Raw genomic sequence first — 13,772 nt, 5'->3', positions numbered from 1 at the left:
AATAAAAAATTCTGTGTTTATTTTGATTAACTTGGAAAAATTTCAGTAGTTCGTCAAAATTTTATACAGATATCACCGGAACAAAATAAATTTGTAACCGTCCGTAAATTTAGAATATAAGAATATAAGTCTGATTATCGCTCTTGAAATCATCAAGAGCAACATAAATACTATGAACTATGAAACTACACACTTTATTTAAAATTGTTCCTTCTGTTTTGATTTTGGCAATAAGTTTGGTTGCCATTGATGCTAATTCTAGTCAAGCAGAAGTTGTAAAAATTAATCCTAATTTTGAGCCAGATCCACTTATTTTAAAAGGCCAATCTGGAGGTCAAAACACTACCAATTGTGGTAACATTGGTGCTACACCTAGCCAAGTTATCCAAGTAACAGAATCACTACCTTATTTAAGGTTAACCGTAGAAAGTCCTGGAAAGCCAACACTTTTGATTGACGGGCCTGGGGGACGGTTTTGCGTACTAGCAGATAGTTACTCTGGAGGCAAACCAGAGATGTCTGGTTATTGGCCAAAAGGAACCTATTCACTCCATGTGGGGGAATTAGCTAAAGAAGAGCATACATATACCCTGTCAATTTCACAACAGAAAAAGGCAAATAAGTAGGTCGTTATTAGCCATTGGTGATTAGTCATTTGTTAGTAGGGAAGCGAGTACGTTGCGGTGAATCCAGTCCCTGTCTTGGACGCCACGTGGCGTGAGCGGAGGGAGAAATACTACCTCGGAATTGCAACTTAGTATCAAACCGAAAATATATCTGCTAAACTCGCACGCCAGTTGACGCCACTTGCTTTATGCCGGGAAACCCTTACTTACAGAAGCCGCCTACTCTCCGAGAAGCCAGGCTACGCCTGTCTACCGAGCGTCTACGCCAGTCGCCTGTGGAGGGAAACCCTACCAAGAGCGCTGGCTCACCACCGCACTGACTCCCCGACAAAAAATTCTGGTTCAAAAAATTGGGTGCTCATCCCAAAAGAAACTTCATGTTCAAGCTACATAGTTACAGTTGATGACTTTCTCTGTATTGTTGAGACTGAAGAGACTGAAAACGAGAAAGACAAGCCTCTAGATGCTCACAATTTTCACATTGAAGTTCTTTTCCTGGGTGAGCGCACTCACAAATAGGCTTAGATAAACAATCAGAAGGTCTATTAGCTGTCAGGCAGTCTATAGATAGTTGTAAACAAATCAGTACATCTTGAATAAACATAATGTTTATATCTATTTACATACAATTGTTTATAAAGTACTAGGATAGCAACCTAAAATAAAGTATAAATTTGGCTGTATTAAGTATACACAAGCCACATTTACATAATTTTAGATTTCATTTTTGAGTTAATCTACAAAATTTATGACAAGATTTGAACTTGAGCACACTAGTACAAATGCAAAAAGGACATGATAGTTGATAATACATAACCTGTAATCCTGCAACCTCATCCTTAAAGCTGAATATTCCTATTCTTAGGGAACAATTATTTTGGGATAGATGTAAAAGCTCTGATAAAACAATTCAAAATATAACTTACTATAAATGTAAGTGCATGAGTGAAAATAACTATATTAGGAAAGAATTTTTCAATAAATAATTAGAACTTAATCTTTAGTTTTCAAGATTAAATGCTTTTTGACTTGCTTACAGAAGTTAAAAAGGAAGTTTTTTGACTTCAAAATGATTTTTTAGTATCTTAAATAATAAATTTTAGCGTTATTCAGAGATGATTTATAAAGTAAACCTTAAATTGTGGGGTACGTTAGAGCAGCGCGTAACGCACCGCATTTATTGGTGCGTTACGGCTAATCTGACTCTCTTAAACGCTCAAATTTCTACATAGCCGTAACACACCCTACTATCAATGACCTTTTAAGTTGTGTATTCACAGTATATAACCTGATATAAAAATAACTAAACTATATTTAGTTGTTTCGCTTTATGGTTACTACAAGGACTAGAGATATTTCCTTTGGAGTGTCTTGAGATAGGATAATAGATATTGTACGTTTGCAATACCAAAAATTTATTCAAGCTGACTAAATTTATCGACGATGACCAGGATAAAACTGGTATTTGTAATTACAATCTTATATGAATGAAAAGTATAGCTCTAGATAGAGCCATTTTATATAAATAGATACAGGTTAACTATAGCCAATTACTGCTTTAATGCTTATAGTTCATCAATCAAAAGATAGATTTAGTAGGATAGCGTGATACCATCAAATCAACAAGAGAAAAATAACTTTATCTATGCTCAAAGCCGTTATCATGGAGAAGTTAAACCAAAGTACTTAGCTTTTAACGCCAATTAACGCCAATTTGCAAGAATTTGCACGCAAAATAGGCTACATCAGTGCTTTAGAAACGGCAGGTAAGCTTTCTCCAGAAGAAGCCTACAAACAAATTCAGATGCTCTGGAAACAGTTAAAACATAGTAAAAAAGAACTAGGTATTGGTAACGGAGTGAACTATTAGAGTTAGTTCTGAAAGTAGCAGCGATGGGTTACTAGCCTCAGCAATGAATACTCATATTATTTTCTAAAATCTCCTTCTCCAAGTTATATAAGTAAATGTCTCTATTTTGCTATGTTTAAATTAGCCGCGTTTTCGGTTCGCTGCTTTTAAAAAATTAAAGGAATACATGGCTGGACACGATATAGTCGTTGTCGGAGCATCAGCAGGTGGAGTTGAAGCACTTACTTATCTAGTAAAAAATTTACCTTCAAATATAAAAGCTGCTGTATTTATCGTTCTTCATGTGCCGGCTCACGGTACAAGCGTTTTACCCCGCATCCTAAATAGAGCTGGAAATTTGCCAGTATCTCATGCTAAAGATGGCGACGCCATTATTCAAGGACGAATTTACGTTGCTCCGCCAAATTATCACTTATTAGTAAAGTCTGGATATTTGAGCTTATCACGGGGAGCAACGGAGAACAGCCATCGTCCGGCTGTTGATCCGCTGTTTCGGACAGCAGCAAGAATTTACGGACGGCGAGTTGTTGCTGTTGTACTCACAGGTGTACTTGACGACGGTACGGCGGGACTGATCGCAGTGAAAATGCGTGGTGGAGTAGCGGTAGTTCAACATCCCGATGATGCTATGTATAGTGGGATGCCACGCAGTGCGATCAAGAACGTAGACAAGATAGACTATATTCTGCCGTTAGCGGACATTCCATCTATTTTGGTAGAGCTATCTGAGATTTCTGTGGAAGAGGAAGTAGATAACTCTGTACCAGATGAAATTGAATTTGAATCTGATATAGCGGAGTTGGATATGGATGCTGTAGAAAATGGCAATAGAGTTGGTGAACCATCAAGTTTTTCCTGCCCTGCCTGTGGTGGTACTCTTTGGGAAATTCAAGATGGAGATTTGTTACGATTTCGCTGTCGCACGGGGCATGCTTTTTCTTCTGAAAGCCTTTTGGCAGAACAATCTGATGCTTTGGAGGATGCTTTGTGGATTGCTTTGAGGGCGCTGGAAGAGAAATCTTCTCTGTCACTTCGCATGGCTCAACGAATGCGCGATCGCAATCATGATTTATCCGCCAAACGATTGGAAAAGGATGCCAAAGAAGCCAAAAAACGCGCTGCTGTAATTAGAGATGTACTAGTAAAAAAAGATGGTGTGGGAGAACAAAGTATAGCTTCTGAGTTAGAAAGCGAAACAGTAATTCATGATTTGAATGACATATAAATACATAGTTGTACTTGCGTCATCTGCTGGTGGGCTAAAAGCTTTGAGTCAGGTTTTGTCAAGCTTGCCATCAGATTTTCCTGCACCAATTGTCCTAGTACAGCACCTCAGTCCGCAATATCCCAGTATGTTGGCAGATATTTTTAGTAGGCGCTGCTCGTTGGTAGTCAAGGAAGCACATACAGGTGATATTTTACAACCAGGTACAGTGTATATTGCTCCTCCCGACGAACATTTACTTATCAATTTAGATGGTACTTTGTCTCTTGCTCATACGCAAAAAGTACGCTATGTCCGCCCTGCTGCGGATGTATTGTTTAACTCCGCAGCCATAAGTTTTCATGAACGAGTCATTGCTGTTGTTCTAACTGGTAAAGATAGTGACGGCGCAGCAGGAGTACAGGCAGTAAAAGAGATGGGCGGTATAGTCATTGCTCAAGATCAGGCGAGTTCAGAATTTTTCAGTATGCCTGGTGCCGCAATTCATACCGGAGTTGTAGATTATATTTTGCCTTTGGATGCGATCGCCGCTACTTTACTTAACTTAGTTAATAAATAACTTTTGATTTTTTATATACAATTGTTCTGTTTACGTAAGTTCCTAAACATAACATTTTTTACATTGCTAAACATTTAGTTAGCTAAAATTTTCTATTTGTCAAGTTTTCTTAACATATTGATCAAAGATTTTGACTTAGTAAATATTACATAGCGTTATGAGTACCACGGATGCCAATCCTGAGCTAGAAAACCTTTTAGAATACATCAAACGTAACCGTGGTTTTGATTTTAGGGGTTACAAACGCACTAGTTTGAGCCGTCGAATTCGCAGACGGATGCAAACTTTTGGTATTGAAAGTTACAGTGAATATTTAGATTATTTGGAAGTACATCCGGACGAGTTTGTTGAGCTTTTCAATACCATCTTAATTAATGTCACAGGTTTTTTTCGCGATGCAGAGGCGTGGGAATACATAGCAAATGAAATTATTCCCCGGATGATTGCTAACAAGCCTATTACTCAGCCGATTCGGATATGGAGTGCGGGATGCGCTTCTGGGGAAGAAACATACACCATAGCCATGTTGCTAGCTCAAGCATTGGGTATGCAACAGTATACTGCAAGAGTCAAAGTTTTTGCTACTGATGTGGATGTGGAGGCTTTAGAGTATGCTCGTCATGCAAATTACAGTCCGAAAGAGATCCAAACTATCCCCTCAGAACTACTAGAAAAGTATTTCGAGCGAACAGGTGGGCGCTATACAGTACAAAAAGAACTGCGTCGCGGCGTAATTTTTGGTCGCCACGATTTAGTTCAGGATGCACCCATTTCTAGAATTGATCTGCTGGTGTGTCGCAACACCTTGATGTATTTCAATTCCGAGACTCAAGCTAGAATTCTTGATCGCTTTCACTTTGCCCTGCACGATAGCGGCTTTCTATTTTTGGGCAAAGCAGAAATGCTATTTGCACGTAATCACTCTTTTACACCCCTAGACTTGCGGCGACGTATATTTACTAAAGTAGCAAATGGCAATCGCCGCGATATGTTGCTGAGTATGACTCAACCAACTAGCCAGCAATCTCACTTTGATATAGTTGACCAGATCAGCCGTGTTAATCAAGCCGCCTTCGAGATCGACCCGATCGCTCAGGTGATAGTAGATACCCACAATTCGCTAGCGTTAGCCAACGAACAAGCCCGCACTTTATTTAATATTAATCCTAGGGATCTAGGTCGTCCCTTGCAAGATTTAGAAATTTCTTATCGACCGATAGAGTTGCGATCGCCTATTGACCAAGCTAGTACAAATTGTCGTACTGTAATTTTGAAGGACATAGAGTGGTCAATCGCAGAGCAGGAAACCAGATATTTTGATGTACACGTCATACCACTGATTGATAACAGCAGTCAGGAGTTATTAGGCGTAAAAATCGTCTTTACTGATGTTACCCAATTTAAACAGTTACAAAACGACCTAGTACACGCCAATCAAGAACTGGAGACGGCTTATGAAGAACTCCAATCAACCAACGAAGAACTAGAAACTACCAACGAAGAACTCCAGTCTACTGTTGAAGAATTAGAAACTACTAATGAAGAACTCCAGTCTACCAACGAAGAACTGGAGACGATGAACGAAGAATTGCAATCAACCAACGAAGAACTGCATACACTTAATGACGAACTGCGTCAGCGCAGTGATGAATTAATTCAAGTCAATACTTTTTTAGAATCTATTCTGGCTGGCTTACAAAGTGGAGTTGTTGTTCTCAACCAAGATCTGCAAATTCAAATTTGGAACTATCGTTGTGAAGATCTTTGGGGTGTACGTGCTGATGAAGTTAAAGGTAGACACTTTCTCAACTTGGATATTGGTTTACAAGTTGAGCAACTCAGACAGCCAATTCGCTATTGCCTGCTAGGAGAGTCACCAGATCCAGAAGTGATTCTAGAAGCCACAAATCGTCGTGGTAAGTCAATTTTGTGCAAAGTTACCTGCACCCCACTGCGTGGTTTGACTACACAAGAGATTAAAGGGGTGATCTTGTTAATGGAGGAAGTGGGCAGCGCAGAGTGAAGACAAGGGGATAAGGTAATTAATTTGCTACTACTCTAGGCAATTGAACGCAGAAAGTTGAACCTTCGCCCAATTGACTTTTTACGGTGATCGCTCCGTTCATCAAGCGCACTAACTTATCTACTATAGATAGTCCCAAACCAGTACCATTATGTTTACGTGTGAGAAACTGATCGACTTGTCGAAATTCCTGGAAAATGTGTTGTAAATCAGCTTCAGCGATCCCGATTCCCGTATCCCGAACTGATAGCGTTATGATGTCTTTTGTTAGTTCTTGCACTTCTACAGTGACACTACCCACCTCAGTAAATTTGATGCCATTGGAAAGCAAGTTAATCAAAATTTGCCGGACACGATTAATGTCGTTAATAACGATGGGATCTTGCAGTTGTACGTGAATGTGTAAAGTCAGATTTTTCTGTTCAGCCAAACAATGCAGTTCTTCTGTTACTGTAGTTACTAGTTCTGCTAAGTTAAATTCTTCCAGTTTTAACTCCAAGCGCCCTGCTTCGAGCTTAGAGAAGTCAAGAATATCTTCGATCAGCGCTAGCAGGTGTTTGGCACTATTGATGATGCGTTCCACCATACTTCTCGCTTGAGGAGAGAAATGGTTGTATTGCGGACGTAACAGCAGTTGCGAAAAACCCAATATGACATTCATAGGGGTACGCAATTCATGAGACATCATCGCCAAAAAGTGCGATTTTAGCTTTGCTGCTTCTTGTAGTTGTAAGTTCTGGAGCTGCATAGCCCGAATTTGTTGTTCTATGTGCTTGCGAAGGCTAATGTCTCGTACTAGCCAGCGCCATTCCTTTGGGTTGCCTAGCTCGTCACGAATTGTAGCAATACTAATTGCAGCATCAAAGCAAAGCCTTTCTCGTGTTTGCATTTGGATTTCCCAATCTTGGATTTGTTCCAAATTGTGTAGTTGAGATAACTTGCAACGAAAGGCTCGACGCTGATTTTCAGGGATAAAGTTAATAAGCAGTTTACCTCTGAGGAATTTTGGTGAGATTTTGAATAGATTCGCAGCAGTAAGGTTAGCTTCTATAATTTTTCCTTCAATATCAGTTACTAAATAAGCATCTGGTGCAAAATCAAACAATTCTTGGTAACGCTTGCGCTCTATTTCCAAGGCTTGACGAGCAATAAGTAATTCTTCATTTTGCTGGCGTAGCTCTTCTTCAGCCACATGAAGTTCTTCTAATGCTGTGTTTAGTTCCTCAAGTGACTCTTGTAACAGTGGCGATGGTGCTTCAGACGAAGAGTAGGCTTGGGTATTTAATTCACTTGCCCGTTGATGGACAATGTCTACTTGTTGGGCAAACTTGTAAGCATTCACGCTGCAACCTCCTTTGAACATAATAGTTTTTAAATAAAATTTATTAAATTTGTTATCAATTCACATCAGCACTAGGGAAAAAGAGTTTTCTATTCGTTCAGCTTCTAAAAGAGCAACAGTCTACATACATAAGGGTTAAACGATAAATCAAAATTAAGCTTTGAAAAATCAGCTATCGGACATAATTACCTCAAAAACAAGGATAAAAAACAAAATATCTCCGAATTCTCATAATTATGTGTGTTTATGGTTATTATCTAAGGAGATGAAAATTGAAAAATTTTTCCTTGGTCTAAGTGTTGTAATCGCCTCCCAAGCTTTTATTAGTATTCAATCTTTGAATATATCCTGAAAGCACAGGTAATAAATACATCTCTGACATTTCAAAATAAAGTTTTTGAAAGTATAAAGTGTTAGTTTTTCAGTTTTGATTTAGACAACCTCCTCAGGGCATAATTTTTTTGCTCCTTTACTATTAGGAAATTTATCTTTGTCGATATAAAACAGTCCTTTGATTTACAGTGACAAATCTCTTAATCTTTTGTATCCCCTCAATAGTGAGAAAAACCAACTTCTAAAGTATGAGTTGGACTATATCTTGAATAGTAATTACGGAACTTAAAAACTTTAAGATTAAAAAATATCTACGGTTGTCGCCATAATAGAGGAGCCAATGCAGTGGTGAACCAGAACTGCCACAGCCACACAAACTAAACCAAACCTGCGGGCTAATTAAGCTCGGTAAGGTGCGATCGCGAACTTATTGACAATTTATAAAGAAAATCTTAAATAGTAATATACTGATTCTCGTTCTCTTAAACTCTCAATTTCTTACATAGTGACATAATGGTAGTAAACTGAGAATTCATCACTATATTTGTTACTTTCAGCAGAGAATAATCTCTAAACCTTTTTATTGGATAGTTTCTCAAAAAAATAAATAATTCTAATGCAAAATATAAGATAAAAAAATAATACGTGGAACAGCTAAATTAAATGTAGAATTTATACTAAAGTCCCCAAACTTCTTTAAGAAGTCGGGGATCTGTATTTTTTTAGAGGATATCAAATTACTACTTGCGTAAAAGAGTAGATAAAGAAGTTTGTTTACGAATATCTAGGCTTCCGGCTAGAGATTCTTCGTGATTCTGGTTAAAATTTTCTTCTGGTGGTAGAACTGTTACCACTGGACTTTTTTCATCTGGCATTGTAAATGTTGTACGTGCTGATCGCGGTACAAATACTGGTAAATTTTTAGTAGGAGGCGGTTCCAGTTTTGGGAAGGGGCGCTGTGTAGAGCGTGATTGAGAGCGCCTGGCATTTCTGTGGATTTTTCGTTGTTTAACTGGATGATTTAGTAAGCGGAAAATTATCAAGCATCCGCTTGCACAACTCAGAGCGATCGCAGCTATCATCCATAAGGGTAGAGGATTATTAGATGCGTTGGCAGTTTGAGCATATGCAGTGGCTGCTGATTCTAGCTCAAATTCTTGTAGCGCGGCTGTGTCTTCTGAAGTTTGCGGCTCTATATGCCCTACGTAGCCAAGACTGTACAGAGCTACAGCAGCACTAGACAAAAAAGTCACCAGTGTACCACCCAACAATAGCCAAGGATATTGCGTAAGTAGATTGATCAGAGAAATCCGTCTAGTGTTTCTTATTTTTTCGGGTGCAGGTGTTTGTACTGCCAGTGGCTCCTGTACACTCTGAGTGTTTTTCATGACTACTTGTGAGACTTCCCTCTTGTTTTTTGATTGTACCGAAGGGCAAGCTATCACGTATCCGTAACAAAACATCAAATTAAAGTAGCCTTTTTATAAGAATTAGACTAGATAATTTGATGTTTTTTGTCAGAAAATAGTATTTTTTGCTACTGTTTGCTCTTTGAATGACAAAATCTGTACTTTTATTCTCTGTCCTTTGAAACAGGGTGTCTTTCTATAGCTAGTTGAATTAATCGATCAACTAATTCTGGAAAGGAGACACCACTGTGTTCCCACAGTAAGGGATACATACTTGTTGCTGTAAAGCCTGGTAAAGTATTTACTTCGTTAATGAGAACTTCGCCTGTGGCTTCTACGTAAAAAAAGTCAACTCTTGCCAATCCAGCAGCGTCAATGGCTACAAAGGCTTGCAAAGCCATTTCCTGAATTTGACGAGTCACTGCATCTGATACTTTAGCGGGTATTACTAAATCTGCCTTACCTTGTGTATATTTAGTTTCATAATCATAGAAGTCACTACTATAAGTAATTTCACCTACGACAGAAGCTTTAGGTTGATCGTTTCCTAAAACAGCACACTCTAATTCTCTGGCTATGACTCCAGCTTCGACAATAATCCGGCGATCATAACTGGCGGCATTATCCAATGCTGTCTCTAATTCTTGGCGCGATCGCACTTTAGCAATTCCCACTGATGAACCTAAATTTGCAGGCTTGACAAAGCAGGGATAACCCAAATCTAATTCGATTTGATCACACAGTTTGGGGAAAACACAAGGATTAGACCAAATTTGAGAACGATTAACCGCCAGATATTTTACTTGCGGTAATCCAGCTTGGGCAAAGGCCATTTTCATGGCTATTTTATCCATGCCCATTGCCGATCCCAATACCCCAGAGCCAACAAAAGGCACTTGCATCAATGTGAGTAAACCTTGAATGGTGCCATCTTCGCCATTCGGCCCGTGTAGAATGGGAAACCAAACATCAACTTCTGCAACTTGAGAAGGAGATTGCCAACGACTCAAAGATAGGCGATCGGCGGTTGATAATTGCGAACTATCACTTTCCAATTGATTTTCTTGAGGCTCAGGCGTAGAGCCAGGCAGTTGTAATGGCTTTCCTGATTTTAAGACTTGATGCGATACATTTCCTGCCAACCAACGTCCATCTTTTTGAATGTAGAAAGGCAGAATTTCGTATTTACTGGCATTTTGCTCTGTACTCAAAGCTTTGGCGATCGCCCTTGCCGAATTAATTGATACCTCATGTTCGCCCGAACAACCGCCAAACAGCAATCCCACCCGCAGCTTAGTCATTTGAAATACCTTATATCACTCCGCAATTGCAGATAGCCTATCACAATTTAAGATAGGGAACAGGGGATAGGGTTGGGGGAATAGGAAAGAAGCAGAAGGGCAAGAATGTGAATCAAAAATTCTCCGCGTCCCCGTTTCTCCCTCTCCCCGCGTCTGGGTGTCCTCTTCTCTCGATCCTCAGCTACCACCAGCCCAAGTTACCCATTTGTGAGATAAGCCAGTATGCAAGATTGTTCCACTCATCTCTTTATCAGTGAGGATTGCTCCTGTTAAATCTACACCATTAAGTTCAGCTTCAGCTAAGTGTGTTTCAATCAAATTTGTCTGACTGAGATTGGCTCCAGATAAATCAGCGCCACTCAATTCTGCTTCACTGAGGTTTGCCCTGATTAAATTTGCTCTAATTAGATTTGCACCCCGTAAATCTGCACGACTTAAGTTTGTTTCCTCTAAATTGACATTAATTAAATCTGCTCCAATAAAGTTAGCCTCGCTCAAGTTTGCACCATTCAGATTCGCCCCTGTTAAATCTGCATCAGTCAAATTTGCTCGACTGAAGTTGCATCTACTCAAATCGGCTCGACTCAAATCTGCTCCGCTCAAGTCAGCTCCACAGAAATTTGCACCACTTAAATCAGCTTCACCAAGATTTGCTTTATGCAGGTTTGCACCATTAAAATCTCTTTCTCCTGCTGCGTATCGATTTAGGAGTATATTAACGTCCATAATTATCTCCCTCGCAATTATTACAAATCAGCAAATTTAGTAATGGGTTTTACTCTACTCAAACCACACCAAATATTGAGTTGCCAGCAATTGGTATTTCTTTTGCTAAAACTTTGTAATATTATTCTGCTAGAGTTTTGGAAATATGGAACGCTTACTTAATGGAAATATGCATAATTTAGGAAAGTCTTGACAAGTTTCCTGTTAATAATTCAAAAAGCTATTTTATTTGAATTTTTATTAATATTTCTTATCAAATAGTTATAATTCCTAAACTAATGAAACTTTGTACAATTAATGACGAAAACCAGACTTGGTGATTTGTTTAAACTATTTATTCACTAATATGGGACACTATACTATAACTTAGTCAAAAATGGCCGAATTTTTTGCTACTTACGGTTCTTTAATTGTCTCTATGGTGTTGGGAGCGCTGCTTGGGCTGTCGCTGTATCTGCCGCTCATGGCTGGGCAGTTATCTTTAGCAAGTCCCGGCTTTTATGCTTTAGGCGGATACATAGCAGCAATTTTATCTACAAAAGTTTTTACATCAAGCAGCAATTTGTTCCCAATCCCACTACTATTATTGGAAATGTTAATTGCTGTTGTAGTTTCTGGTTTATTGGGAGTGGCAGTGGGAGTTCCGGCATTACGGTTGCGAGGAATTTATTTAGCGATCGCTACCATTGCTTTTGTAGAAGTATTACGTGTAATTTCTCTAAATTTAGAGATTACGGGCGGTGCTGTAGGAATTTTTGCCATTCCTCAACCTTTCCAAACTCCAATCGAGTATTTGTGGATTGCCCTACCATTACTAATAGTTAGTATGGTGTTAATGTATCGTCTGGAACGCATCCGTGTAGGTAGAGCTTTCACCGCAATTCGTGAGGATGAGTTGGCAGCAAGTGCAATGGGAATTAACTCAACTTACTACAAAGTTTTAGCTTTCACTTTAGGGGCTATTTTGGCTGGAGTTGTTGGTGCAATTAGCGCTCACTTTCTGAATACATGGAATGCCCGTCAAGGTACATTTGATGCCAGTATTATTTACTTAACTTTTGTCTTAATCGGTGGTTCCAGAACTTTTTTGGGAGCCGTGTTAGGAGGAATGTTATTTACAGCTCTGCCAGAAGTTTTAAGAAGTATAGCTGATACAGGCGGTTTACCCGATTGGTTAGCACAATTTTTGCGAGATGGTAGATTAATTATTTTTGGCTTATTAATAGTATTAGGAACAATATTTTTTCCCCAAGGACTTGTGACTCCAGATATATTTAAAAAACGTAAGCCGAGAGATAAGCATAGCAGTAAATTATCAAGTTGAATGTTTTTTGTTAGTTACAAGACTTACGCACGAGTTATGGAATAATAAACCACTCCAGACGCAGGGATCACGGAGGAAAGAAGATTTGAGAGGAATTTTGCGAGTCCTATAGTTAGTTTTTTTATAAAAGCCAGAGGTTCTAGTTTTAGTTACCAGGTTAATCCTGGTAACTAGGCTTTCAACGTTTGCCTCCAGGCTGTTGGAACTGGTGCAAGATGTAAATTAATAACGCCAAAACAATGTCATACGAAATTTTAGAATCGAATAATAGTATTATCTTAGATGCAAACTCCCTCACTCGTAAGTTTGGGGGATTAGTAGCAGTGAATAATGTATCTTTTACAGTCAATAAATATGAAATATTTGGACTAATTGGCCCTAATGGCGCAGGTAAGACAACACTGTTTAATTTAATGACAGGCTTAATTCCACCTTCGAGTGGGAAATTAATATATCAAGGTAAAGAAATTTCTCAACTTCGTCCACATGAAATTGCTAGTTTAGGTATTGCTCGAACTTTTCAGAATATTCGTCTTTTTGGTGAACTTTCAGCACTGGAAAATGTCATTATTGCACGACATTTACATATTCATAGCAATATGCTCACGGGTACTCTGGGAATACCACCAGCGCCTCAAGAAGAAAACAAAAATTACCAGAAGGCTCTAGAGTTATTAACATTAGTTGGATTAGACAAACGCGCAGACGAAAAAGCTAAAAACTTTGCGTACGGCGATCAGCGTCGTTTAGAAATTGCTCGCGCTTTAGCCCTAGAACCACAAATATTGCTCCTTGATGAACCAGCAGCAGGAATGAACCCCAACGAGAAACAACTACTCAGTGATTTTATTCGCAACTTACGCGATCGCTTTAATTTAACGATAATTCTGATTGAGCATCACGTCCCCCTAGTGATGGGATTATGCGATCGCATTGCGGTTTTAGATTTTGGGCAATTAATTGCTTTGGGTGAACCAGCGGTAGTTAGAAATAATCAGGCTGTGATTGAGGCGTATCTGGGAAATGATTGAAGA

11 protein-coding genes and 1 pseudogene are annotated in these 13,772 nt (G+C 39.0%); 8 read left to right on the top strand and 4 right to left on the bottom strand.

Annotated elements, in window-relative coordinates:
• Positions 1 to 179: 179 nt before the first annotated feature.
• The 6 genes and pseudogenes from U2718_RS22845 to U2718_RS22820 all read left to right on the top strand — a co-directional run bounded on the left by U2718_RS22845 (position 180) and on the right by U2718_RS22820 (position 6,303).
• Positions 180 to 626 carry a hypothetical protein gene (locus U2718_RS22845; RefSeq protein WP_342002471.1) on the top strand — a complete coding sequence of 149 codons (447 nt, stop codon included), beginning with the start codon at positions 180 to 182 and terminating at the stop codon, positions 624 to 626.
• Between the two features lie 171 nt (positions 627 to 797).
• Positions 798 to 1,145 (top strand): hypothetical protein, encoded by a 348-nt coding sequence (locus tag U2718_RS22840; protein ID WP_342002470.1) that lies wholly within the window; start codon positions 798 to 800, stop codon positions 1,143 to 1,145.
• Positions 1,146 to 2,231: 1,086 nt separating this feature from the next.
• Positions 2,232 to 2,496, top strand: a pseudogene (locus U2718_RS22835) (hypothetical protein).
• Between the two features lie 166 nt (positions 2,497 to 2,662).
• Positions 2,663 to 3,721, top strand: a complete 1,059-nt coding sequence (locus U2718_RS22830) for a chemotaxis protein CheB (RefSeq protein ID WP_342002469.1) — start codon at positions 2,663 to 2,665, stop codon at positions 3,719 to 3,721.
• Complete coding sequence (locus U2718_RS22825) at positions 3,711 to 4,280, top strand: chemotaxis protein CheB (protein WP_342002468.1); 570 nt, start codon at positions 3,711 to 3,713, stop codon at positions 4,278 to 4,280. Before U2718_RS22830 ends, U2718_RS22825 begins: the two co-directional genes overlap by 11 nt.
• 157 nt (positions 4,281 to 4,437) lie before the next feature.
• Complete coding sequence (locus U2718_RS22820; RefSeq protein WP_342002467.1) at positions 4,438 to 6,303, top strand: CheR family methyltransferase; 1,866 nt, start codon at positions 4,438 to 4,440, stop codon at positions 6,301 to 6,303.
• A 19-nt stretch (positions 6,304 to 6,322) separates the two neighbouring features.
• Here U2718_RS22820 and U2718_RS22815 read toward each other — a convergent pair whose 3' ends face one another.
• From U2718_RS22815 to U2718_RS22800, 4 genes are all read right to left on the bottom strand, one after another.
• Positions 6,323 to 7,645 (bottom strand): PAS domain-containing sensor histidine kinase, encoded by a 1,323-nt coding sequence (locus U2718_RS22815; RefSeq protein WP_342002466.1) that lies wholly within the window; start codon positions 7,643 to 7,645, stop codon positions 6,323 to 6,325.
• Positions 7,646 to 8,718: 1,073 nt separating this feature from the next.
• Positions 8,719 to 9,366: a hypothetical protein gene (locus U2718_RS22810; protein ID WP_342002465.1), complete on the bottom strand. Its 648-nt coding sequence runs from the start codon at positions 9,364 to 9,366 to the stop codon at positions 8,719 to 8,721.
• A gap of 185 nt (positions 9,367 to 9,551) precedes the next feature.
• The gene (locus U2718_RS22805; protein WP_342002464.1) at positions 9,552 to 10,688 is read right to left on the bottom strand and encodes a D-alanine--D-alanine ligase family protein; all 1,137 of its coding nucleotides are present in this window, start codon (positions 10,686 to 10,688) and stop codon (positions 9,552 to 9,554) included.
• Positions 10,689 to 10,865: 177 nt separating this feature from the next.
• Positions 10,866 to 11,414, bottom strand: coding sequence for a pentapeptide repeat-containing protein (locus U2718_RS22800; RefSeq protein WP_342002463.1), 549 nt, complete (start codon positions 11,412 to 11,414; stop codon positions 10,866 to 10,868).
• A 376-nt stretch (positions 11,415 to 11,790) separates the two neighbouring features.
• Between U2718_RS22800 and U2718_RS22795 the strand changes: the two genes are divergently transcribed.
• Together U2718_RS22795 and U2718_RS22790 are read left to right on the top strand one after the other, a co-directional pair.
• A complete protein-coding gene (locus U2718_RS22795) occupies positions 11,791 to 12,738 on the top strand; it encodes a branched-chain amino acid ABC transporter permease (RefSeq protein WP_342002462.1) in 948 nt (315 codons plus the stop codon).
• A gap of 239 nt (positions 12,739 to 12,977) precedes the next feature.
• Positions 12,978 to 13,769: an ABC transporter ATP-binding protein gene (locus tag U2718_RS22790; protein ID WP_342002461.1), complete on the top strand. Its 792-nt coding sequence runs from the start codon at positions 12,978 to 12,980 to the stop codon at positions 13,767 to 13,769.
• Positions 13,770 to 13,772 lie beyond the last annotated feature (3 nt).

The sequence above is a fragment of the Chlorogloeopsis sp. ULAP02 genome (genome assembly GCF_038404745.2).
Taxonomy (GTDB): Bacteria; Cyanobacteriota; Cyanobacteriia; order Cyanobacteriales; family Nostocaceae; genus Chlorogloeopsis.
Note: the sequence above shows the minus strand (reverse complement) of the source record. Positions and strands in the feature narration are given on the sequence as shown.

Coding starts and splice junctions, on each gene's coding strand:
- U2718_RS22845 (WP_342002471.1), top strand. CDS start 180: ATGAAACTACACACTTTATTTAAAATTGTTCCTTCTGTTTTGATTTTG.
- U2718_RS22830 (WP_342002469.1), top strand. CDS start 2,663: ATGGCTGGACACGATATAGTCGTTGTCGGAGCATCAGCAGGTGGAGTT.
- U2718_RS22825 (WP_342002468.1), top strand. CDS start 3,711: ATGACATATAAATACATAGTTGTACTTGCGTCATCTGCTGGTGGGCTA.
- U2718_RS22820 (WP_342002467.1), top strand. CDS start 4,438: ATGAGTACCACGGATGCCAATCCTGAGCTAGAAAACCTTTTAGAATAC.
- U2718_RS22810 (WP_342002465.1), bottom strand. CDS start 9,366: ATGAAAAACACTCAGAGTGTACAGGAGCCACTGGCAGTACAAACACCT.
- U2718_RS22805 (WP_342002464.1), bottom strand. CDS start 10,688: ATGACTAAGCTGCGGGTGGGATTGCTGTTTGGCGGTTGTTCGGGCGAA.
- U2718_RS22800 (WP_342002463.1), bottom strand. CDS start 11,414: ATGGACGTTAATATACTCCTAAATCGATACGCAGCAGGAGAAAGAGAT.
- U2718_RS22795 (WP_342002462.1), top strand. CDS start 11,791: ATGGCCGAATTTTTTGCTACTTACGGTTCTTTAATTGTCTCTATGGTG.
- U2718_RS22790 (WP_342002461.1), top strand. CDS start 12,978: ATGTCATACGAAATTTTAGAATCGAATAATAGTATTATCTTAGATGCA.